The organism is Nonomuraea sp. NPDC047897 (genome assembly GCF_043204415.1).
Lineage (GTDB): Bacteria > Actinomycetota > Actinomycetes > Streptosporangiales > Streptosporangiaceae > Nonomuraea.
In genome coordinates this window covers 471,902-492,424 of record NZ_JBIDCC010000002.1, presented here as the reverse complement: position 1 = coordinate 492,424, position 20,523 = coordinate 471,902, and the positions used below count along the sequence as shown (strand labels likewise).

The window sequence follows — 20,523 nt, the reverse complement described above, 5'->3', positions numbered from 1 at the left end:
TGCGACCGTGAGGGGCGTCCCGATGGTGCGCCGGGTGGAGGCTGCCACGCCCGAGGGGCGTGATCGGGGGCTGGACGCGTTGCGTGCGCTGGCCATCTGCGGGGTGGTGCTGGGGCACTGGCTGGTGACGGCGCTGGTCGCCGACAGCGGTACGGTGCGGGTCACGAGCCCGTTACGTCAGCTGCCGCAGTTCGTCCCTGTGTCGTGGGTGTTCCAGACGTTGGCCGTGTTCTTCCTGGTGGGCGGCTGGGTCGGGGCTCGCGGTCTGGCCGCCGCCCGGGGCCGGGGGGAGACGTACGGGCGGTGGTTGCGGGATCGGACGGCGCGGCTGTTCCGGCCGGTCGCGGCCGTGGTGACGGTGTGGGCGGTGGCCGCCGGAGCGATGCTGGCGTGGGGCGCCGGGCTGGAGAGCGTGCGGGCCCTGGTCAAACTGGTGCTGTCGCCGATGTGGTTCCTGGTGGTCTTCGCGGTGCTGACCGCGGCGACGCCGCTGGCGCGACGGCTGCACCCGGCGATGCCGGTGGCCGTGGTGGCGTGCGTGGACGTGGCGCGGTTCGGGCTGGGCGGGCCGCAGTGGCTGGGCTGGGTGAACGTGGTCGCCGGCTGGCTGGTGCCGTACTGCGTGGGCGCGGCCTGCGCCGCCCGTGGCGTGCCGGCCCGTGCCGCCGGGTGGGGGTTGTTCGCCGGCGGGGCCGCCGTGACCGCCGGGCTGGTCGCCTGGGGCGGGTACCCGGCCGCGATGGTGGGGGTTCCGGGCGCCACGGTGTCGAACTTGGATCCGCCGACCCTCGCGGCCGTGTCCTTCGGGCTCGCCCAGTGCGGGGCCGCCCTGCTCCTGCTCGGCCCGCTGCGGCGGCTGATGCGCCGGCCCGTCGCCTGGGCCGGGGTGGCGCTGGTGAACCTGTCGGCGATGACGGTCTTCCTGTGGCACCAGACGGCGCTGATCGCTGTCACGGCCGTCGGCATGTCGGCCGGCGGGGGGCTGCCCGGGCTGCACACCGTCCCGGCCGACGGCGGATGGGTGCTCGCCCGGCTGGCCTGGGTGCCGGTGTTCGGGCTGGCGCTGCTCGGCTGCTGCGCCGCGTTCGGCGCGTATGAGCGACGTGCGTACGGCAAACGCGCGCACGTGGCGGGCCCGAAGCGGGCTCAGCCCTCGCGCCACGGGTCGTAGTCGACCTCCAGCGGCTCCTGCCCCGGACGCTCTCCCTCGGGGACGTGCTGGAGGTTGACGCGGATCCGGTACCAGACGCTGCTGCGGCCGCGCATCCCGTCGACCAGCACGTCGGCGGGCTGCAGGCGGGCCGCCGCCTCGGGGTGGCGGGCCTTCCACCGTTCGAGGCCGGCCATCACCTCGTCCTTGTGCTGGGCGCGGGCGATCTCGATGACCGGCAGGGTCTGCCGGCGACGGCCGGTGCCCTTGGGCGGCTTGGGGGCGGGGCCGAGGGCCTCGGCCAGCTCCAGCAACCCGTCGAGGGAGCCGGCATGCAGGTCGATGTCCTCCCACGGGTCGCCGGTCTCGGCCAGCCGCCTGGGCACGGTGTCGATGGTGAACTTCTCCGGCCGGCAGCCCGGCACCTCGTCCCAGGTCAGCGGGGTGGACACGCGGGCGTCGGGCACCGCGCGGACGGAGTAGGCGGAGGCGACGGTGCGGTCGTAGGCGTTCTGGTTGAAGTCGACGAACACGCCGTGCCGCTCCTCCTTCCACCACCGGCTGGTGGCCAGGTCGGGCGCCCGGCGCTCCACCTCGCGGGCGACCGCCTCGGCGGCCTTGCGCACCTCGGCGAACGGCCGGCACGGCTCGATCCGGGCGTAGACGTGGAACCCGCGCGAGCCGGACGTCTTGGGCCAGGCGGTGAGGCCGTGGTCGGCGAGGACCTCCCGCGCGACCTGCGCGGTGCGCAGCACGTCGGCCCACTCCACTCCCGGCACCGGGTCGAGGTCGATACGCAGCTCGTCGGGATGGGCGAGGTCGGCGGCGCGCACCGGATGCGGGTTGAGATCGACGCAGCCCAGGTTGACCACCCAGACGAGCTGGGCGAGGTCGCGGACGACGACCTCCTCGGCGCCGAGCCCCGACCGGTAGCGCAGCTCGGCCACCTCGATCCAGCCGGGCCGTTTGGCGGGCGCCCGCTTCTGGAAGAACGCCTCCTCCTCGATGCCGTGCACGAACCTCTTGAGGATCATCGGCCGGCCGGCCACCCCGCGCAGCGCCCCGTCGGCCACCGCCTGGTAGTAGCGGATCAGGTCGAGCTTGGTGTGACCACCGCGCGGGAAGATCACCTTGTCGGGGTTGGTGACGCGGACCTGCCGCCCCGCGACCTCGATGTCGGGCATGCGCCCACCCTACGCGGCGCCCCTGACAATCCTCCGGACCTGCGCCGGTATCCGCGCCCGCGTTCGTCCGGGACGCGCCCGTCACAGGGCGACGCCGAAGACCACCCGCTTGTTCCTGAACTCGGTGACGCTCCACAGGCGGCCGTCCTGGACGGTCAGGTCCTCGGGGCCGATCGGGAAGGGACGGATGACCGGGTCGCCGTCGCCCTGGACGACGAGCCTGCCGTTGGTGCGACTGTCGGCGGCCTGGCTCAGATACCAGGTGCCGCCCCGCGACAGCGCGCCCTGGATCTTGGGGTGGCCGAGGACGTGGGCGTCGCGCGGGGCGCCGTCGGCCAGGACGCCGTCCTCGGCCAGGTCCCACCGTGCCACCAGGCGGTCGCGGCGCACGTCGGCGTACTCGCCGCAGACGAGGGCGTGCGGGGCGGTGCTGCGGTCGATCGCGGCGAAGGAGAAGCGCGGCCCCTGCTGGAGGAGCCGCCAGGCGTCGGTCTGCGGGATGACGTAGCGGTAGCCGAAGGCGTGCAGCCGTCCGCCGTGCCGGCCGATCCGGGCCGGGTCGCCGAGGTCCTTCTGCGCCGTGCGCAGGTCGAGGATGTGGCGGGTGTCGAAGACGCGCAGCCCGTGGAAGGTGTCGGCCACGTACAGCAGGTCGCCGTACCAGGCGATGCCGCCGGCGTGGATGTCGATCGGCCGGTACGACCCGTCCGGTCTGGCCTCGACGAGCAGCGCGTGCTGGTACTTCAGCGTCCGGGGGCTCAGGAACGTGACCCGGACGCCGCGCTGGGTCACGGGCGGCTCCGGCTTGAAGTACCAGCTCACCACGAACACCGGCACGCCCGCCGAGCCGGAGTCGTCGTCGCCGGTCAGACCCTGCGGGTACCAGTCGGGGGTGTCCTGGTCCTTGACGTCGAAGGCGTACCAGTCGGCCGGGCGGGGCCGCATGGCGCCCAGTGCCGCCGTCGCCCCTCTGCGCACGGCGGTCCGGTTGCCCCGGGCCAGCACGGTCGCCACGCCGACGGCGCCGATCTCGGCGGCGAGCCTGGCGGCCCCGTCGGGCAGGGTGCCGGTCGCCCGCGCCAGCGCGTAGGCGGCCTTGTCCGCCGGGGCCAGGCCCGTCGCTTCCATCTCGCCCTCGCTTTCCGTCATGGTGGAGATTCTGACGGTCTGCGAGGGGCGGTTGTTGCGCCTACGGCCATATATGCACAGGAAGTCCGGAAAGTGAGTGCTCGTGATACTCGCGGACGAGCCGCTCGGCGTCGCCGCCGAAGCGGGCCATGGCCTCGCGCTGCCACACCGCACCGGTGCGGCGCAGCCGCGTCCGCTCCCTGATGATGTCCAGGGCGGCGTCCACGTCGTCGGGCACCACTCCGGCCTCCAGCAGCGCGGCCCGCGCCTCGGGCAGCAGCCGGAGCACCAGGTCGGCCGCCTGGAGCTCCCCGTCGACGCCGGGCCACGACAGCTTGGCGTCCAGGCCGTGCATGGCCGCCCGGTAGAAGTTCTGGTACGTCTCGCCGAAGCGGTAGCCGGTCAGGTCGCGTTCGGCCTGCGCCAGCGTCAGCCCGAGCAGGAACGCCGCGTTGGCCGTCATGTCCGCGCAGGTCGGCCCGGCGGGCAGGGCGCGCATCTCGACCCGCAGGTGGCCGCCGTCGGCCGGGTCGTAGACGGGCCGGTTCCACTGCCACACGGTGCCCTGGTGCAGCCGCAGCTCCGGCACGTCACGCGGGTCGTCGCTGTCCCGCAGGTCGGGCAGGATCGGATCGTAGTCGCGCACGTACCTCTCGAACAGCTCGTACGCGCCCTCCCGCACCCAGTCGGACCCGAACGTGACCCGCCCGTCCTTGCGGTAACGGCGCTCGACGTCGCGATCGTCGGCCGCCTCCTCCATGAGGGCGATCCGCGTCTCCTCCCACAGCCGCCGGCCGAGGAAGAACGGCGAGTTTCCGCAGGCGGCCAGCACCGGCCCGGTGGCGAGCTGCGCGGCGTTGAACAGCCGGGCGAACCGCTCGGGCGGGGTGCGCAGGTGCACCTGCCAGGAGGTGTTGGCCGCCTCCAGGATCACGTCCTCGACGGACAGCTCCAGATCCTCGATCTTGACGAGGAACGGTTCGAGGCGCAGCCGCCGGAAGCCCCGGCCCATGGCCCGGTAGCGGTTCTGGTCGCTGATGGCCTCCTTGGTGAAGTCGCCGGTGGCGAGGGAGGGCAGGATGCCGATGGGCACCGCCCCGCCGCCCGGCACCGCCGCGTCCACCCTGGTCAGCGCCTCCTGGACCTCCGCCCCGAGAATCTGGAACGGCCGGCCGGCCAACGGCACCGGGGTCAGGTTGACCTCCAGGTTGTAGCGGCCGAGCTCCAGCACCACGCGGGGGTCGCCGAGCGCCTCGCGCACCTCCGCGTTGCGCGGCAGCGGCCGGCCCGCCGCGTCGACGAGCACCAGCTCCAGCTCCGCGCCGATCGTCACCGGCCCCCGGCCGAACCCGGGCTCGGCCAGCAGCGCGCGCAGCTCGCCAAGCTGCTCGCGGAGCCGTTCTCCGAAGCGGGTGTACTCCGCCTCGGAGAACCGCTCCTTGTCCAGATCTTGTCCCATGCCCCCCATACTGTCCGGACGAACGGCCTCCACACCTCACCAGCGGGCATGCCGGTCGGCGGGCCTTGCGCGAGCCGCGGGAGCTGACTCTAAGCTCGTGAGATGCGAGCCGTTGCCTTTGACCTGTTCGGTGGAGAGCTCGACCTGCGCGAGCTGCCCGACCCGTCGCCCGCGCCCCACGGGGCGGTGATCAGAGTCGAGGCGACCGGGCTGTGCCGCAGCGACTGGCACGGCTGGCAGGGCCACGACCCCGACATCCGGTCCCTGCCGCACGTGCCCGGCCACGAGTTCGCCGGGGTGGTGGAGGCGGTCGGCTCCGACGTGCGCGGCTGGCTGCCGGGCGCGCGGGTGACCGTCCCCTTCGTGTGCGCCTGCGGCACCTGCGCGTCCTGCGCCGCGGGCGAGCAGCAGGTGTGCGAACGGCAGACCCAACCGGGTTTCTCCCACTGGGGGTCGTTCGCCGAGTTCGTGGCCGTGGACCACGCCGACGTCAACCTGGTCGCCGTCCCCGAGGACATGACATACGCCACCGCGGCCTCGCTGGGCTGCCGCTTCGCGACGGCGTTCCGGGCGGTGGCGCAGGTGGGCGAGGTACGGCCGGGCGAGTGGGTGGCGGTGCACGGCTGCGGCGGGGTGGGCCTGTCGGCCGTCATGATCGCCTCGGCGGCGGGGGCGCGGGTGGTGGCGGTGGACGTCACCGCCGAGGCCCTGCACCTGGCCGAGCGGATGGGAGCCACGCACTTCGTCGACGGGTCGGCGGGCGACGCGGCGGCCCAGGTGCGGGAGCTGACCAGGGGCGGCGCCCACGTGTCGCTCGACGCGCTGGGCAGCGCGCAGACGTGCGCCGCGTCCGTCGAGAGCCTGCGCCGCGGGGGCCGCCACGTGCAGGTGGGGCTGCTGCCCGGCGGGGCGACGCCGGTGCCGATGGGCCGGGTGATCGGGCACGAGCTGCGGCTGCTGGGCAGCCACGGCATGGCGGCCCACGCCTACCCGCCGATGATGGAGATGATCCGGGCCGGCATCCTGCACCCCGAGCAGCTCGTCACCCGCACGATCGGGCTGGGCGACGCGGGCAAGGCGCTGGCCTCGATCGGGTCCGTCCCCGGCGTCACCCTGATCAGCCCGCACGTCTGACCTGCGCCCGGGGGCGCCGGGCGGCGCGTGCCGGTCACCGGCGACCCTCTGCGGGGTCCGTCGATGTCGCCGTTTTTCCGGCGCACTTGCATGCTTGACGGGTAGCGGGGCAGATACTCGCGGTGTTGGCGTCCTCACCCCCCGCGCCTCGGGTGTCGTGAGCGCCCTCAGGGACCACCAAGGATGTGCCGGCCGACCGCAAGGACACCCGTGATCCGAACGTTGCTCGCTGAGGACATGCATCTCGTACGCGGGGCGATCGTCGCCCTGCTCGCCTACGAGGAGGACATCGAGATCGTCGCGGAGGTCGACAGGGGCGACCGCGTCGCCGCCGCCGTCGCCGCGTCCCAGGCGGACGTCGCGGTGCTCGACGTGGCGCTGCCCGGCAAGGACGGCCTGGAGGCGGCCGGCGAGCTGCACGAACGGCACCCCGGCTGCGGTGTCCTCATCCTCACCGGCGTCGGCACCCCCGGCCTGCTGCGGCGCGCGCTGGACGTGCACGTGCGCGGGTTCATGGCCAAGGACGCGCCGCCGCACCAGCTCGCCGACGCCATCCGCAGGGTGGCCCGCGGCGAACGAGTGATCGACTCCGAGCTGGCGATCGCCGCGATGCGGCCCGAGGATCCGCCGCTGACCGCCCGTGAACTGGACGTGATCGGCGCGGCGGCCGGGGGCGCGCCGGTGTCGGAGATCGCCGCCTCCCTGTTCCTGTCGGAGGGAACGGTCCGCAACTACCTGTGCCGCTCCACGGCCAAGCTGGGCGCCCGCAGCCGGATCGACGCCATCCGCATCGCCCGCGAGTCCGGCTGGATCTGACGGCACGGCGGTCCGGTCACCCCTCGGGAACGGTCAGACCGGTGTGGAAGGCGGCGAAGGCGAGGACGTCGGCGGCCAGGGCGACCGAGCGGCTGGCCGCGCGGGCCCCGTGGCCCACGTCGGGTTCGTGGCGCAGCAGCACCGGCCCTTCACCGACCGTGGCCCACTGCAGGGCCGCGCACATCTTGCGGGCGTGCAGCGGGTCCACCCGGGAGTCGCCTCCCGACACGGTGAACAGCGTCGCCGGGTAGGCGGTGCCGTGGCGGACGTGGTGGTAGGGCGAGTAGGCCAGCAGCCAGGGAAACTGTTCCGGGTCGTCGGCCGAGCCGTACTCGGAGGTCCAGGAGTGGCCGAGACCGGACCGCTCGTAGCGGACCATGTCGAGGATGCCCGCCGAGCACACGACCGCGGCGAACAGGTCGGGCCGCCGGGTGAGCGCGGCGCCGACGAGCAGGCCGCCGTTCGACTCGCCCCAGGCGGCAAGCCGCGCGGGCGTCGTCCAGCCGTCCGCGACGAGCCGTTCGGCGGCGGCGACGAAGTCGTCGAAGACGTTCTGCTTGCGGTCCAGCATGCCGTCGCGGTGCCATTCCTCGCCCTCCTCGCCGCCGCCGCGCAGGTTGGCCACGGCCAGCACGCCGCCGGCCTCCACCCAGGCGCGGGAGTCGGCGGCGTAGGCGGGGGTGAGCGGCCGGCCGAACCCGCCGTACCCGGTGAGGATGGCCGGGCGGGGCCCGTCGCGGTCCGGCAGCGCGGAGACGACCATGCGGACGAGCGTGCCGTCGGCGGAGCGGTACTCGACGTGCCGGCTCTCCACCTCCGTCGCGGCCGGCCGGCCGGGAGCCGCCGCCCAGCGGGTGGCGATCCCCTCGCGGACGTCGTAGCGCCACACCTCGGCGGGGGTCACGGCGTCGGTGTAGCCGAACCAGGCGTCCGGCCCGCCGCCCGGCCGCGAGGTGAGCGACGTGATGGTCCCGTTGCCGGGCAGCGGCACGCCGCCGAGCGGCCGGCCGGTGACGGCGTCGTGCACCCCGATCTCGCCGACGGCGTGCCGGGTCCGGCACACGAGCAGCCGGTCGCCGTCGAGCAGGGTGAACGCCCCGAGCACCGCCGCGGGGTCCTCGGGGACCAGCTCCTTCCAGGCCGCTGGGGCGGCCGGGTCCGCGACGCACAGTCTGCGTCGCGGCGCGTCCAGGTCGGTGAGCACGTAGAGCCGCCCGTCGTGGCCGACCGCCGCGGCGGTCCTGGCCCGCGCGCCCTCCTGCACGGGCCGCGGGTCGAGCCGGTCCGGCTCGTCACGTGACAGGTCGGCGAGCCAGAGGTCGTTCCCGCCGCCGGTGCCCGCCGAGAGCGTCAGCCAGCGTCCGTCGGCGCTGATCTGCAGCCCGTACGGCACCGCTCCCCGGGTGAACACCTGGACGTCGGCCGGTCCGCCCAGCCGGTGCAGGTAGACGCCCTGGCGGAAGCGCACGTAGAGGAACGCGCGCCCGCCGGGCAGCCAGGCGACCGGCGAGTACCGGCAGCCGCCCACCGGGCCGTCCACCACCCGCCGGGTGGCGAGGTCCATGACGTACAGGTCGGCCCGCTCGTCCCCGCGCCGGGACACCTGGTAGGCCAGCAGGCGCCCCTCCAGGTCGGGCTGCCAGTCGTCCAGCGTGGTGAGGCCGGACGGGTCGAGCCGCGCCGGGTCGAGGATCACCTCGCCGTCCAGGCGGAGGACGGGGTGCTCCTGGCCGGCGGACTGCGAAAGGTCGAAGCGGTGCGTTCCGCGCCACACGGGCGGGGTGACCAGGCCGGCCGCGCCGAGCCGCGCCAGGCGGGCGGCGAAGTGCCCGCGCAGGGGCAGCGCTGCCGCGTGGTCGTGCCAGAGCCGGTCCTGCTGGGCCTGCCAGGCCCGGGTGGCCGGGTCGGCCGGGTGTTCCAGCCAGCGGTACGGGTCGCGGACCAGGTGGCCGTGCAGGTTCTCGGTGATCGGCATGCGGGCTGCGTACGGATATGTCATGAAACGGGCTCCGGTTGCCAGTGGCCGACCAGGTCGGCGTACAGGGGTGCGGTGCGGACCAGCTCGTCGTGCGTTCCGGTCTGGACGCGGCCCGCCTCGACGAGCAGGACGCGGCCGGCGCGACGGGCGGAGGTGATGCGGTGGGCGACCACGACGAGCGTCCCGCCCCTGCGGGCGAAGGCGTGCTCCACCCGCGCCTCGGCGGCCGGGTCCAGGTGGCAGGTGGCCTCGTCGAGGATGACCAGCCGGGCGGGCGCCAGGTAGGCGCGGACCAGGGCGACGAGCTGGCGCTGCCCGGCGGAGAGCGCGGCCGGGTCGAGCGGCTCGTCGTATCCGCCCGCCGCCTCGACCAGCTCGTGGGCGCCGAGCGCCGCGACGGCCTCCTCCACGGCCGCCCCGGCGCCGGCGAGGTAGGTGAGGTTGGCGCGCAGGGTGCCGCGGAAGACGTACGCCTCCTGGGGGATCAGCACCCGGGCGGCGGGCTCCACCCGGTCCGCGGGGACGCCGCCGACCAGCACCCGCCCGGCGTCCGGGCGGACGAGGCCGCTCATCAGGCCGACCAGCGTGGACTTCCCCGCGCCGCTGGGACCCACCACGGCCAGCCACCCGCCTTCGGGCACGCGCAGGTCCAGTCCCTCGACGACCGGCGCCGAGTGCGGGCCGTACGCGAACGTGACCCCGCGCAGCAGCACCTCGCCGTCCGCCGGCCGGAGCCGCGTCGCGCCGGTCACCCCCGCCTCCGGCAGGGACGGCGCGGCCGAGCCGATCCGGTCGAGGACCGCCGCCAGCCGGACGCCGCTCACCCCGAGCCCCTGCACCAGGCCGCCGAGAGCGGGCGCCAGCGACTGCGTCACGTACGCCAGCGCACCGACCACCACCCCCGGACCCGCGCCGCCGTCGAGCAGCCACGGCGTACCGGCCAGGACGAGCAGGACGGGCAGCCAGCCGCCCACCGCGAGCGCCGCCGTCCGCAGAGCGGTGACCCGGGCCAGCGCGCGGGCGGCGGCCAACTGCTCCGCCACGCGGGCGGCCGTCTCGCGTTCCGCGCGGTCCTCCGCGCCGCACGCCGTGATGTCGCGCAGCCCCCCTGCGAGGGCGGTCATGGAGTCGGCGAGCCGCTCGTCGGCCACCAGGAAGTCGCGCTGCCGCCGGGCGAGCAGCGGCAGCGACACCAGGAACAGCACCAGCCCCGCCACGAACGGCGGCAGCACGAGCAGCGCCGCGCCCGGCGCCAGCGTCACCAGGCCGACGACCACGCTGGCCGCGGTGAAGGCGAACCCACGCACCGTGGTGACGACGGCCGCGAAGGCGTCCCTGGCCAGCTCGACCTGCAGCCCGGCCCGGGTGACCGCCGAGCCGCCGGGCGGCTCCCCGCCCGGCCCGGGCGCCGTCGCCCGGCCGATCGCGCCGGCGACCACCTCGGCGAGCAGGTCGTCGCGGAACGGCTCGGCGACGGCGGCCACCGTGAGCACGACCTGCCGGGCGGCGAACGCGGCGACGACCCAGGCCGCGCCCAGCCCGGCGAGCCACGCCAGGCCGGTCGCCGGGCGGCCCGCCGCGAAACCGTCCTCGATGGCGCCCGCGACGGCGTGCCCGATGAGGAACGCGGGCCCGGCCTCCAGCACCGACCACAGGCACAGGCGGACGAGCCGGCCCGGCTCGCGCCGCAGCGCCCCGTACGGCAGCCGCCACCGCGCCCTGTTCACGTGAGATCCCCCTCGCGCCCGTCGTCAGCCTCGTGGAAGACCGCGCGGTAGCCGGGGTCCCGCCACAGGTCACGGTGCGTGCCGCGGGCCCGTACGGCACCGTCGTGCAGCCACACGACCTGGTCGGCGCGGGCCGCCGTGGCGGGCCGGTGCGCCACCACCAGGCGGGTGCGGCCGGCGTGCCCCGTGGCGAGGGCGTGCCCGACCTGGTGCTCGGTCACCGTGTCCAGGCTGGAGGTGGCGTCGTCGAGGACGAGCAGGCGTTCCCCCTGCGCGAAGGCGCGGGCCAGGCCGAGCCGCTGCCGTTCGCCGCCGGACAGCGGCGCGTCCGCCAACCGGGTGGCGTACCCCCGGGGCAGCCTGCGCACGAAGTCGTCCGCGCGGGCCGCCCTGGCCGCGCCCACGACGGCGGCGTCCACCGGAGGGGCGTCCACGGCGGCACCGGGCGGGTCTGGAGGCGGGGGCGGGGGCGAAGCAGGGCGGCGGCGGCCGAGCGCGACGGCGTCGGCGATCGTGTCGCCCACGAGAACCGGGCGGTCGAAGGCGCAGCCGACGGCCCGCCGCAGCTCGGCCCGCTCCAGCTCGCGCAGCGGCACCCCGTCGAGCAGGACTGTCCCCTCCACCGGGTCGGCCAGCCGGGCCGCGAGCGCGGCCAGCAGCGACTTGCCGGAGCCCGACCGCCCCACCACCGCCGTCACGGATCCGCCCGGGATCACCAGCGACGGCACGGCCAGCCCGTCGGCCACCACGCCGCGGAACTCCACGGTGCCCGGACCGGGCGGCAGCGCCCGCGTCCCGTACCGCGTGACCGGCACCTCAAGCAGCCCGGCGACCCGCTCCCCCGCCGAGCGCGCCCTGGCCAGCCCGCCGATGAGGCCGAGGGCGGAGCCGAGCGCCGAGCCCAGCACCGCGTACCTGGCGGCCGCGTACAGTTCGCCCACCGTCAGCTCTCCCGCGGCCAGGGCGAACCCGCCGACGGCCAGCACCGCCACCTCCGCCAGCGGAACGGCGAGCCCCACCCGCACCCCGCCGGAGGCGTTGGCCCGCCACAGGTCCATGCCGTGGGCGCGCAGCCGGTCCAGCGGCGCGAGGACGCGGCGCGTCTCCAGGTCGGCCGTGCCCGCGGCGGCGATGGTCCGGGCGCCGCCGAGCGCGCCGACCAGGCGGACCGCGATCTCGCCCTGCGCCTCCTGGTAGCCGCCGCTGATCGTGGTGGTGGCGCGCAGGAAGGCGCGCAGCACGAACAGGACCAGGACGATCCCGGCGGCCAGCGTCAGCGTCAGAAGGGGGTCGATGAGCGTGAGCGCCACCAGCGCGCCCGCTGTGGGCACCAGCAGCGCCAGCGCCCCGGTCACCGACTCGGGGGCGCGGCCGGCCTCCTCGGTGTTCAGGCCGGCCCGGGTGACGAGCTCGCCCTCGGGGAAGCGGCGCGTCACGGCCGGGCCGGCGCCGAGGACGTGCCGCAGCAGGTTCCGGCGCAGCCCGGCGGCGGCGTGGGCGGCGCTCGCACCGCGCGCCCACACGCCGACGCTCTCGCAGAGCATGACGCAGGCGACGATCACCACGCACCAGAGCAGCCACAGCGCCGGCCGCGATCCGTCCTCCGGACGGGTGAAGGCGTCCACGGTCCGGCCCGCCACGTACGGCAGCGCCAGCTCCGCCGCCGCACCGGCGACCGCCGTGACCGCGAGGAGCACGGGCCATCGCCCGCCACGCCGTACGGTCTCCATGACCAGCCGGTCTCCGGCGCGCACCCGCCCCTCCTCGTCCGTGGTCCCGGTCCCGATGGTGATCCCCGCGCCGCTCGCGGCGGCGCGGGGATCAGGCCGTGCGTCAGTGGCAGACGGCGACACTGAGGTTGCTCGGCTTGCCGGAGTGGCAGGAGAGCACCGTGAGCGTGCTGCCGCCGCTGGCGACGTCACTGTTCGACGGGGTCTCAAGGCCCTGCAGGTCGAGAAGAACCATGTTGTTACACCTCCTTCCGCGGCTCGGGGACACTGGGCCGCGGACCCGCGGCCTCCAGGAAAGGCAGGCTTGCACGGTGCTCGCCGAGCACCGTGCCGAGCGCGAACAGGACGCCTGCCGTGCCTGTCGCGAGATCCATGGACAGCCGCAGAAGCTGGTCGCCCGGGAACGCCAGGCCGCCGCCGTACGGCAGGGCGTGCCAGCGCAGCCCCTTGACCTGGGCGTCCACCACGGAGCCGGGGCCGTCCGGCTCGCCGAGGCCGCCGAGCGCGGCGATGATGCCGGCGCGGCCGGTGAACAGGCCCGGCTGGACGAAGAAGCCCGCGCGGGCCACCAGCCGCAGCCGGTCCAGGTCCGCGGCGAGGCCGGGGTCGTCGCGGTGGGCGAGGTAACGGGCGAGGACGAGCGCGATGCCGGCCGAGCCCTCGTCCAGGTAGGGCAGCACCCGCCAGCCCTGGTTCACCTGGAGCGAGCCGTCCTGGACCGTACGGCACCTGCGCAGGTCCTGCCGGATCGCCGTCGCGGCCAGGTCGAGCAGCGCCCGGTCGCCGGTGTGCTCGTAGGCGTGCAGGAACAGCAGCGCCGGGCCGCTGGAACCGTGCATGAGCCCGGCCCGCGGGTGGGCTCCGCCGCTGGTCTCGGGAACGTCGCCGGGGCCGCCGAGCCGTTCGGCGCAGATGTCGGCGGCCCGCAGGGCGGCCTCGGTCAGCTCGCTCTCGCCGTGACGCAGGCCGAGGCGCAGCAGGTTGAGGCCGATGCCGGACAGGCCGGAGTAGAGCGCCGACTCCAGGCCCTCCCACTTCTCCCGCAGGCAGATGGCGGCCAGGTCGAGGGCGTCCTGGCGGTGGCCGAGCCGGTCCAGGACGTGGGCGATGCCGTGCAGGCCGTCGTACAGGCCCAGCCCGGAACCCTGAAGGGGGCGCGGCGCGCGGGCGCGCAGCCAGTCCTCGTACTCGGGGAAGCGGCCCGCCCCGGTGACGTCCAGCGCGTACAGGACGCCCGCCGCGCCGTGGGCGAGGTTCAGCCCGCCTCCGGGGCGGAACTGGGCCGGGTCGCCGGGGAAGAGCCGATCGTCGCGGCCGGGGGTCGCGGCGGCCGTGATGGCGCGGCGCATCGCCTCGCGCACCCGCGGCCAGGGCGCCGAGCCGGGCATCGGCACCTGCCCGTCCCCGTTCCGCGCGTGCCCGCCCTGCCCTTTCCCGTCCTGCCCGTCCCCGCTCGCCCGCGTGCCGGCGTCCGCCCGCGTGATGACGTCCGTGGCGGCGAGCGCCATGCCGGCCGTGCCCGGGAAGGCGTCGGCGACCAGCTCGCCGAGCTGGGCGGCCTTGCCGTCGTGCAGCGGCAGCATGATGGTGCACTGCGGGGCGAACAGCCCGAGCCGCAGGCACGCCAGCGCGTACCGGTCGACGTCCCGCCCCTGCCGGTCGGGCGGCGCGACGAACGCCGGGTGGGCGAGCGCGGCGCGCGTGCCGTCGCCGTCGAGGGTGGCGACCTCGTAGTCGATGAGCACCACGCGCCCGTCGTCGGTCAGCAGGACGTTGTCCGGGTGCAGGTCGCCGAAGACGACGCCGCGCCCGTGCAGCTCCGCCACGGCCCGCTCGACCCGGTCGAGCGTGTCCAGGGCCCAGCGCGTGTAGTCGGCCACGTCCTGCGCGGTGCAGGTGGCCCGGGTGAGCGGGTAGCGGTGCACGAGGCGGCGCTGCAGCGGGACGCCGTCGACGAACTCCTGCACGAGGAAGTGGTGCTCGCCCAGCGTGAAACCGCCGAGCAGTTCGGGCACCACGTCCAGGCCGGCCAGGCGCTCCAGGATGTCGCGTTCGTGGGCCAGCCGGGTGACCGCGTCGCGTCCCGCCGCGTCCAGGCCGGCGTGCGGGCGGGCCTCCTTGAGCACCACGCGCCGCCCCGTGTCGCGGCTGGTGGCCAGGTAGACGCCGCCGCCGTTGGAGAAGTGCAGGACCCGCTCGATGTCGTACGGCAGGCCGCTGGTGGTGACCGCGTTGCGGGCGGCCAGGTGAGGCTCCAGGAAGGCGGGCAGCGTGGTCCACGACGGCACCGAGAAGGTGGCGCCGCGCACGTCCGGCACCAGCCGCCCCTCCCCGTCCGCCATGGCGAGCACGCGCTCGCCGGCCTCGGTGAGGCAGTGCCGTTCGGCGAACCCGCCGTACCTGACGTAGAGGGGGCCGTCGCCGTAGCGCAGGTCGCTGAGGATGTACGGGCCGCGGACGCCGCGCAGGGACTCGTCCAGCTCTTTGAGCACCAGCTCGAGTTGCGCCTCGTCGCGCGGGTAGATGGTGACGAGTTTGCCGCTGGACGCCCGCGATGCGGCCTTGGAGTTCACCATGACGAGGACCGCCGGGCCACGCAGGAATTTGAAGGCGATTCCGCGGGGCAGGCAATACTCCCAGACGGCCTCGATCGCTTTCTCGGCGTCGTCGAGGCGGGCCGAGACGTGGATTTTCCAGCCCTGCCGCGGCAGCGGCGGCTGCCCGGCCGCCGCGTAGTAGCACCAGGTGTCGGTCACCTCGTGGGACCATCCCGGGGGCAGCGGGCGGCGCAGAAGGGAGAATTCGGCGTCCTCGGCAGCGGTGTGCTCAAGGGTGTCGTAGAAAAGACGATCCGCCAGGCAGTACAGCTCGTACTGGTCCATTCCGCTCCTTCCCGGTGCGACCTCCATAAGGTTCTCGATCGGGCAGGCGAACGTCTAGTAACAGCTGACATAACTGTAATGGGACGACTACATTCGCTTATGTGCGTTTTTCATCAATGGCCGGTTACGGCGTCATCATCGGCGCGCGGGACATGGACGGTGAAAGCGAATTCGCCCCCACGGGAGGGATTCACCTCCAGCCGGCCGCCCACCAGCGCCACCCGTTCGGTGAGGTTCGCCAGCCCCTGCCCCGGGCCCGGCCCGAGCCCGGCCGTGCCGTCCCCGTCGCGGCGCGGCGGGCGGGCGCCGTCGCTCCGCATCGACAGGTGGACCCGCCCGTCCCGCTCGGCGACGTCGATCGCGCAGTGGCGGGCGTTGGCGTGCCGCAGGATGTTCGTGACACCCTCGCGCAGGGCGTGGGTGAGCGCCTCCCCCACCTCTCCGGTCAGGTCGCGGCACGACGCCCGCACCCGGCAGCGCACCCCGACCGACTCCAGCAGGGCCCGCGCCGAGGCCAGTTCCTCCTCCAGCGACGAGCGCCGCCCTCCGTGCGCGACCGCGCGCACGTCCGCCGCCAGCGCACGCAGCAGGTCCAGCGTCTCCGCCACCTCCAGCCCGGCCTTGTCGTCGCGCTCGTCCACCAGCCGCTGGACGAGCTGCGCCTTCAGGACCAGGACGGCGAGCCGGTGCCCCACCAGATCGTGCAGATCACGGGTGAAGCGGCGCCGTTCGAGCGCGACCGCCCGCCCGATGGCCTCGTCACGCACGCCGGTCAGCCGGTGCGCCCGCGCCGCCAGACCGACCAGGGCGCACTCCACCAGGCCGAGCACCGGAGCGGCGATCGCCCAGCCCGGGTGCGCCGTCCCGGCCGGCGCCCACAGCAGCACGGGCCCGCAGGCCACGGCCTGCGCCGCGAGCAGGGGCGAACGGGTCCGGCAGGCGGTCATGAACAGGGCGCCCGACAGCAGCCCGCACACCGGTGTCCACGTCGCGCCGAGGAACGGCAGCGGCAGGTACGTCAGGCACGCCTGCACTCCGGCCGGCCACCGCCGGCCACCGTGACGCCCCGTCATCAGCAGCGCGAACGCCACGTGCAGCGCGACCAGCACCCACAACACCACCGAGCCCGCCAGCGCGTGCCGCGACCCCGCCAGCCCCGCCTGCACGGTCACCGCCAAGGCCACGGCCCCCGCCGTCACGACCACCCCGCCCGGCCACAACGGCGACGGTGGCACGGCGAACACGGAGCGTAACCGATCGAGGAATCCGTCTGTCCCGTACACCCGTCCCCCGGCATCCGGTCGGCCCACCGCGAGGGCGGCACGCCCGCCTCGCCCCTCTAAGGGACCTGATCTGCCTGCCCATGTAAAGTGCGCCATCTCAGGAAATCTCACCCCCTGGCTAGGGTGGGTCCATGGAGTACACACGACTTGGCGCCACCGGACTGCAGGTTTCCCGCATCTGCCTGGGCATGATGAGCTACGGCGACCCCGACCGGCAGGAGTGGGCGTTGCCGCGGGAGCAGGCGGAGCCGATCGTCCGCCGCGCGGCCGAGGCCGGGGTGACCTTCTTCGACACCGCCGACATGTACAGCGACGGGCAGAGCGAGGTGGTGACCGGCGAGATGCTGCGCGCGATCCTCCCCCGGCGCGAGGACTACGTACTGGCCACGAAGGTCTACTTCCCGATGGGCGAGGGCCGCAACGACCGCGGTCTGTCGCGCAAGCACATCCACGCCGCGATCGACGCCTCGCTGCGGCGGCTCGGCACCGACTACGTGGACCTGTACCAGATCCACCGATGGGACGACCACACGCCCATCGAGGAGACCATGGAGGCACTGCACGAGGTGGTCAAGGCGGGCAAGGCCCGCTACCTGGGCGCCTCGTCGATGTGGGCGTGGCAGTTCGCCAAGGCCCAGCACGTGGCCCAGGCCAACGGCTGGACGCGGTTCACGGCCATGCAGCCGCACTACAACCTGCTCTACCGCGAGGAGGAGCGGGAGATGCTGCCGCTCTGCGCCGACCAGGGCGTGGGCGTGATCCCGTGGAGCCCGCTGGCCCGCGGCGTGCTGGCCCGCGCCGGCGCGTCCGGCTCGACCGCCCGCACCGGGTCCGACCCGCGCATCGACGCCCTGTACGACCCCGACAACGACCGCGTGATCGTGGATCGGGTCGCCCAGCTGGCGCGCGAGAGGGAGCTGCCCGCGGCGCAGCTCGCGCTGGCCTGGCTGCTGCACCAGCCGACGGTGACCGCTCCGATCGTGGGCGCCACCAGGGACGGGCACGTGGACGACGCGGTGGCCGCGGTGTCGGTGAGCCTGTCGGACAAGGAGCTCGCCTTCCTCGCCGAGCCGTACCGGCCGCGCGAGGTCCGCTTCTGACCGGCGGGCCGAGGCCCGCGACCGGCGGGCCGAGGCTCGTCACCGGCGGGCCGAGGCTCGTGACCGGCGGGAAGTGTCGGTGCGGCCTTCTAAGCTGATCCCATGGCACGGGCAAACGAGCAGGCCGCGGCGGCGCTGCAGGAATACGCGGAGCTGTTCGCGCTGACCGGGGGCGACGCCTTCCGGGTGCGCAGTTACCAGAAGGCGGCCAAGGCGATCGCCGGCCACCCCGAGGACATCTCGGCGGCGGACGTGCGCGCCGTCCCCGGCGTCGGTGGGGCCATCGCCAAGAAGATGGAGGAGTTCCTGCGGCGCGGGAGCTTCCGGCAGCTCGACGACCTGCGCGGCCGGGTGCCCGAGGGAGTGCGGCGGCTGACCCGGGTGCCGTCGCTCGGTCCCAAGACGGCGATCATGCTGTTCGAGGACTTCGGCATCGACTCCCCCGCCGCGCTGGGCGAGGCCATCGCGGCGGGGCGCCTCGACGGGGTCAAGGGTCTCGGCCCCAAGACGCTGGCCAACCTCGCCAAGGGCGTCGAGCAGCTCGCGCAGTCCGGCCGCCGGGTGCACATCGGCGTGGCCATGGCGCTGGCCGAGCAGGTGATGGCGTCGCTGAGCGCAGAGCGCATCGCCTACGCCGGCTCGCTGCGCCGGATGAAGGACACGATCGGCGACATCGACATCCTGGCCGTGGCGCCGGTGTCCGTCATGGAGGAGTTCCGGGCGCAGCCGTACGTCGCGGAGGTCATCGCCGCCGGCGACAAGAAGACGTCCGTGCGCACCACGTCGGGCGTCCAGGTCGATCTGCGTGTGGTCCCCGCCGGGTCGTGGGGCGCGGCGATGCAGTACTTCACGGGCTCCAAGGAGCACAACGTCGCGATCCGCGAGATGGCGGTCAAGAAGGGCTGGAAGCTGTCGGAGTACGGCCTGTTCGAGGGGGAGCGGGTGATCGCCGCCGAGTCGGAGGAGGACATCTACACCGCGCTCGGCATGCAGTTCGTCCCCCCGCCCATGCGGGAGGACGGCGGCGAGGTGCGCGCGGCGCTGCGCGGCGAGTTGCCCGAGCTGGTCCGGCTGGCCGACCTGCGCGGCGACCTGCACACCCACACCGACCTCACCGACGGCATCGCGTCGCTGGAGGACATGGTGGCCGCCGCCCGGGCTCGCGGCTACTCCTACTACGCCGTCACCGACCACGCCCCCGACCTGACCATGCAGCGCATGACCCTCGACAAGGCGCTGGAACAGCGCGGGCGGCTCGCCGAGCTGCAGCGGAGCCACCCCGGCATGCGCCTGCTGCACGGCACGGAGCTCAACATCGCGCCCGACGGCTCGGTCGACTGGCCGGCCGAGGTGCTGCGGGAGTTCGACGTGTGCGTCGCGTCGGTCCACTCGCACTTCGGCATGTCCCGCGACGAGATGACCCGCCGGTTCATCGCCGCCTGCGAAAACCCCTATGTCGACATCATCGGCCACCCCACCACCCGCAAGATCGGCAAGCGGGACCAGGTGGACGCCGACTGGGACGCCGTCTTCCGCGCCGCCGCCCGCACGGGCACGGCCATGGAGATCGACTCCTACCCCGACCGCTCCGACCTGCCCGCCGACCTGGTGCGGCTGGCCAAGCACCACGGGGTCAAGTTCTCGATCGACAGCGACTCCCACGCCATCCCCCACCTGGCCCACCAGCGCTTCGGCATCGGCATCGCCCAGCGCGCCTGGCTGACCACCGACGACGTCATCAACACCTGGCCGCTGGAGCGCCTGCGGGCGTTCCTGCGCCCCTGACGCCCCCCGCGCGAGCCGCACCCACCGCGCCCTCAACCTCCCGACACCCACCCGCGCCCTAATCCCGCCCCCTCACCCTCAACCTCCCGACACCCACCCGCGCCCTCAACCTCCCGCCGCCGCCCCCACCCCCAGCCGAGCCGCACCCACCCTTCATGTCCCGCCCGCGACGACGTGACTCCCGCACGCCCACACCTCCCGCGTCGTCCTCTGGCATGACAACCCCCAGGCCGATGTGCACCCCGCGAATCTTCGGCAGAGTGGGTCCTCCGCCACCCATCCCCCACACCCGGAGGACGCCCGCAGTGGCTCATGAGTCCAAGCTCCGCCGAGCGGCGGCACGCGTACTGACCGGCCTCATCGTGCTGCTCATGGCGGCGGTGGCCGGGCTGGCGTGGGCCTATCCGTCCGTCGCGGCGACCACGTGCCCGAGCTGCTACGGCCTGACGGAGCAGTCCCCCGGCCTCTACGTGGAAGCCGACCTCCCGCCCGCCCGCCGGGCCGAGATCAGCCGGATCGTCGACGAGGCGTCCGAGCGGGTGACCGACTTCTACGGCGGCAGGCGAAGCTCCCCGACCGTGCTCGCCTGCACGACCGAGGAGTGCTACCAGCGCATCGGCGGAGGCAAGGAGCGTGGCATCGCCGTGCTCAACCGTGCGGTGATGCTGTCACCCCGAGGGCTGGACCCGGTGATCGCCTCCCACGAGATGTCCCATGTCGAGCTGCATCAGCGGCTCGCTTCCGGGGTTCAGGTCCCGCAGTGGTTCGACGAGGGGCTGGCCGTGGTCCTCTCCGACGACCGGCGCTATCTCGCCCCCGCAACCACCGCCGAAAGCACGACCGAGGCCGCCGGCACAGCCTCCGACGACCGCTGTCTGGTCCCGCCCGACGGTCCTCTCCCCGCCACACTGGACGACTGGCTGCGCGCGGCCGGCAAAGACCCGCGCACCTACGCGAAGGCCGCCTGCCAGGCGAGCCGCTGGCTCAACGCCAACGGTGGCCGCACCGGCCTGCTCACCGCCATCGACCGCCTCAACTCAGGCCGCACCTTATGACCGAGGTCCCGCCGGCTGCGGCGATCGCCACAGGTCCCACCGCCACCCGCCACCCGCCGCCTTGCGACCGCGTCGGCACCGGCGGAACCACCCGCTGGCGCAACTCCCCCAC

General features: G+C 74.6%; 15 protein-coding genes. 6 read left to right on the top strand and 9 right to left on the bottom strand.

What is annotated here, in order from left to right; translation table 11 throughout:
* Positions 1 to 7: 7 nt before the first annotated feature.
* A complete protein-coding gene (locus ACGF0J_RS05620; protein WP_393142286.1) occupies positions 8 to 1,171 on the top strand; it encodes an acyltransferase in 1,164 nt (387 codons plus the stop codon).
* Here the strand turns inward: ACGF0J_RS05620 and ligD are convergent.
* The 3 genes from ligD to ACGF0J_RS05605 form a co-directional block, all read right to left on the bottom strand.
* A complete protein-coding gene (gene ligD, locus ACGF0J_RS05615) occupies positions 1,147 to 2,334 on the bottom strand; it encodes a non-homologous end-joining DNA ligase (RefSeq protein ID WP_393142285.1) in 1,188 nt (395 codons plus the stop codon). The genes ACGF0J_RS05620 and ligD overlap by 25 nt on opposite strands.
* Before the next feature lie 81 nt (positions 2,335 to 2,415).
* Entirely contained in the window at positions 2,416 to 3,483 is a 1,068-nt protein-coding gene (locus tag ACGF0J_RS05610; RefSeq protein WP_393142284.1) for a hypothetical protein, read from the bottom strand.
* A 40-nt stretch (positions 3,484 to 3,523) separates the two neighbouring features.
* The gene (locus tag ACGF0J_RS05605; RefSeq protein ID WP_393142283.1) at positions 3,524 to 4,921 is read right to left on the bottom strand and encodes a glutamate--cysteine ligase; all 1,398 of its coding nucleotides are present in this window, start codon (positions 4,919 to 4,921) and stop codon (positions 3,524 to 3,526) included.
* A 102-nt stretch (positions 4,922 to 5,023) separates the two neighbouring features.
* On the opposite strand from ACGF0J_RS05605, the gene ACGF0J_RS05600 reads away from it, so the two are divergent.
* Both ACGF0J_RS05600 and ACGF0J_RS05595 read left to right on the top strand, forming a co-directional pair.
* A complete protein-coding gene (locus ACGF0J_RS05600; RefSeq protein WP_393142282.1) occupies positions 5,024 to 6,055 on the top strand; it encodes a zinc-dependent alcohol dehydrogenase family protein in 1,032 nt (343 codons plus the stop codon).
* Between the two features lie 210 nt (positions 6,056 to 6,265).
* Entirely contained in the window at positions 6,266 to 6,871 is a 606-nt protein-coding gene (locus ACGF0J_RS05595; RefSeq protein ID WP_393142281.1) for a DNA-binding response regulator, read from the top strand.
* A 16-nt stretch (positions 6,872 to 6,887) separates the two neighbouring features.
* Here ACGF0J_RS05595 and ACGF0J_RS05590 read toward each other — a convergent pair whose 3' ends face one another.
* From ACGF0J_RS05590 to ACGF0J_RS05565, 6 genes are all read right to left on the bottom strand, one after another.
* Positions 6,888 to 8,846: a prolyl oligopeptidase family protein gene (locus ACGF0J_RS05590; protein ID WP_393142280.1), complete on the bottom strand. Its 1,959-nt coding sequence runs from the start codon at positions 8,844 to 8,846 to the stop codon at positions 6,888 to 6,890.
* A gap of 20 nt (positions 8,847 to 8,866) precedes the next feature.
* Positions 8,867 to 10,576, bottom strand: coding sequence for an ATP-binding cassette domain-containing protein (locus ACGF0J_RS05585; protein WP_393142279.1), 1,710 nt, complete (start codon positions 10,574 to 10,576; stop codon positions 8,867 to 8,869).
* The gene (locus tag ACGF0J_RS05580) at positions 10,573 to 12,330 is read right to left on the bottom strand and encodes an ABC transporter ATP-binding protein (RefSeq protein WP_393142278.1); all 1,758 of its coding nucleotides are present in this window, start codon (positions 12,328 to 12,330) and stop codon (positions 10,573 to 10,575) included. Before ACGF0J_RS05580 ends, ACGF0J_RS05585 begins: the two co-directional genes overlap by 4 nt.
* Positions 12,331 to 12,409: 79 nt before the next feature.
* Positions 12,410 to 12,541, bottom strand: coding sequence for a SapB/AmfS family lanthipeptide (locus ACGF0J_RS05575; protein WP_393142277.1), 132 nt, complete (start codon positions 12,539 to 12,541; stop codon positions 12,410 to 12,412).
* Positions 12,542 to 12,545: 4 nt separating this feature from the next.
* Positions 12,546 to 15,188 carry a class III lanthionine synthetase LanKC gene (gene lanKC / locus ACGF0J_RS05570; protein ID WP_393142276.1) on the bottom strand — a complete coding sequence of 881 codons (2,643 nt, stop codon included), beginning with the start codon at positions 15,186 to 15,188 and terminating at the stop codon, positions 12,546 to 12,548.
* A gap of 113 nt (positions 15,189 to 15,301) precedes the next feature.
* Positions 15,302 to 16,432, bottom strand: a complete 1,131-nt coding sequence (locus ACGF0J_RS05565; RefSeq protein WP_393142275.1) for a sensor histidine kinase — start codon at positions 16,430 to 16,432, stop codon at positions 15,302 to 15,304.
* Positions 16,433 to 16,602: 170 nt separating this feature from the next.
* Between ACGF0J_RS05565 and ACGF0J_RS05560 the strand changes: the two genes are divergently transcribed.
* The 3 genes from ACGF0J_RS05560 to ACGF0J_RS05550 all read left to right on the top strand — a co-directional run bounded on the left by ACGF0J_RS05560 (position 16,603) and on the right by ACGF0J_RS05550 (position 20,411).
* Complete coding sequence (locus ACGF0J_RS05560; RefSeq protein ID WP_393142274.1) at positions 16,603 to 17,571, top strand: aldo/keto reductase; 969 nt, start codon at positions 16,603 to 16,605, stop codon at positions 17,569 to 17,571.
* A 102-nt stretch (positions 17,572 to 17,673) separates the two neighbouring features.
* Positions 17,674 to 19,356 (top strand): DNA polymerase/3'-5' exonuclease PolX, encoded by a 1,683-nt coding sequence (gene polX, locus ACGF0J_RS05555; protein WP_393142273.1) that lies wholly within the window; start codon positions 17,674 to 17,676, stop codon positions 19,354 to 19,356.
* A 305-nt stretch (positions 19,357 to 19,661) separates the two neighbouring features.
* Entirely contained in the window at positions 19,662 to 20,411 is a 750-nt protein-coding gene (locus ACGF0J_RS05550) for a hypothetical protein (RefSeq protein WP_393142272.1), read from the top strand.
* Positions 20,412 to 20,523: the final 112 nt, after the last annotated feature.

What these genes read in the sequence shown, in the direction of transcription:
- ACGF0J_RS05605 (WP_393142283.1), bottom strand. Translation starts at nt 4,921, where the DNA reads ATGGGACAAGATCTGGACAAGGAGCGGTTCTCCGAGGCGGAGTACACC.
- ACGF0J_RS05575 (WP_393142277.1), bottom strand. Translation starts at nt 12,541, where the DNA reads ATGGTTCTTCTCGACCTGCAGGGCCTTGAGACCCCGTCGAACAGTGAC.
- polX (WP_393142273.1), top strand. Translation starts at nt 17,674, where the DNA reads ATGGCACGGGCAAACGAGCAGGCCGCGGCGGCGCTGCAGGAATACGCG.
- ACGF0J_RS05610 (WP_393142284.1), bottom strand. Translation starts at nt 3,483, where the DNA reads ATGACGGAAAGCGAGGGCGAGATGGAAGCGACGGGCCTGGCCCCGGCG.
- lanKC (WP_393142276.1), bottom strand. Translation starts at nt 15,188, where the DNA reads ATGGACCAGTACGAGCTGTACTGCCTGGCGGATCGTCTTTTCTACGAC.
- ACGF0J_RS05600 (WP_393142282.1), top strand. Translation starts at nt 5,024, where the DNA reads ATGCGAGCCGTTGCCTTTGACCTGTTCGGTGGAGAGCTCGACCTGCGC.
- ACGF0J_RS05560 (WP_393142274.1), top strand. Translation starts at nt 16,603, where the DNA reads ATGGAGTACACACGACTTGGCGCCACCGGACTGCAGGTTTCCCGCATC.
- ACGF0J_RS05590 (WP_393142280.1), bottom strand. Translation starts at nt 8,846, where the DNA reads ATGCCGATCACCGAGAACCTGCACGGCCACCTGGTCCGCGACCCGTAC.
- ligD (WP_393142285.1), bottom strand. Translation starts at nt 2,334, where the DNA reads ATGCCCGACATCGAGGTCGCGGGGCGGCAGGTCCGCGTCACCAACCCC.